Source organism: Vibrio sp. ER1A (assembly GCF_000733315.1).
Lineage (GTDB): Bacteria > Pseudomonadota > Gammaproteobacteria > Enterobacterales > Vibrionaceae > Vibrio > Vibrio mediterranei.
Genome location: NZ_JPJA01000067.1, coordinates 1 through 1,369, shown reverse-complemented (window position 1 = coordinate 1,369; position 1,369 = coordinate 1). Strand labels below are relative to the sequence as shown.

The following is a 1,369-nucleotide window of genomic DNA, read 5'->3' as shown; positions in this document are numbered from 1 at the left end:
ATAATGATTAATGTTTATCATCTAGCGATGAAAATATGTAGCTTGAATAAGAAAGCTATTGTTCTATTGTAACTAATAAATGTCCAACAAAAAGAGGTAATTGTAATGGAATTTTCAAGACGAAAATTTATTAAATCTACTACTTTGGGGGGTGTTGGGGTAGCTTTTGCTCCCGAAATGCTAGCTAAAGAAACTAAGTTCAATGACTCACATTGTGTTCCAAACCATTTTGCGAGAAATAAAAGTTTGGCGATGAGTGACGATGTAAGAGCTTTCTTAAAGACCATAAACTCGCAGCCCCAATTAATCGATACTTCACTCAGCGCATCAGAAATTCGAGAGAATCTAAAATCATTCAATTCTGAAGGAAATCTTAATCTCAAAGAGATGTTCAAAATCTCCAATTATTCTATTGATGCAGGTGGATTTCAACTTAATCTTAGGCATTATGTTCCGCACAAAAAGACTGACTCAGTAATGATTTTTTTCCATGGCGGAGGGTGGACTTTAGGCAACTTGGATTCGTATGAAACGGTTTGTAGAGACTTAGCGCACTTTAGTGGTATTAGTATATTATCTGTAGACTATCGATTAGCTCCAGAAAACCCTTATCCAGGGGCGCTGTTAGACGCAGAAGCGGTGACGAAATGGGTAGAGAAGAACGCGAATCGCCTTGGAGTTAATCTTAAAAAAATAGGAGTTGGAGGTGATAGTGCTGGCGGAACACTCGCCGCTCTTTGTGCGCAAAATTTACATAAATGGGTTGATTTCAAATTTTGCCATCAGATGCTTTACTACCCGGTCTCTGGATTGAACTTTGATACATATAGTATGAATGAATATGCCGAAGGTTATTTATTAACTAGAGAGTTGATGAAATGGTTTACGTTTCAGTTTCTGCCTAATGGAACCGATGGAGTTCCTTTCCCAGTTGATGGGGATGTAAGCCACTGTGCTCCAGCGACGATAATGACTGCAGGATATGACCCTCTTCAAGATGAAATCTTCGACTACCATATTAAATTGGTTAAATTTGGCATTCCTAGTCAACACAAACATTGTGCAGGATTAATTCATAACTTTATCTCGCTTCATAATAAATTAAATTCTGGACAAGATGAATTAGAATGGTCGTGTGAAGAATTTAAACGATATTACCAATAATAAACTTGACAATTGTTTCAATATGGTGAGGTCTTTCCAAGAATCATGTAATTGTGACAAGGTGAATTGAAACTCAATTTGAACATTAATTATCACATTGTAACTGTAATTGTTCTATTGCAAGTTGAGTGTTAATTAGAAATTAAACTCATATTTTAGTAGAGCTTAATGAACATTAATTTGAATAAGTATAAACTGTTTATAC

Annotated in this window: 1 protein-coding gene; it reads left to right on the top strand. The window is 35.6% G+C overall.

Annotated features, from left to right (window positions below):
* Positions 1-105 precede the first annotated feature (105 nt).
* Positions 106-1,164, top strand: a complete 1,059-nt coding sequence (locus HW45_RS28305) for an alpha/beta hydrolase (RefSeq protein WP_051867793.1) — start codon at positions 106-108, stop codon at positions 1,162-1,164.
* Positions 1,165-1,369: the final 205 nt, after the last annotated feature.

Excerpts from the sequence above, each read along its gene's own strand:
- HW45_RS28305 (WP_051867793.1), top strand. The coding sequence starts at position 106 with ATGGAATTTTCAAGACGAAAATTTATTAAATCTACTACTTTGGGGGGT.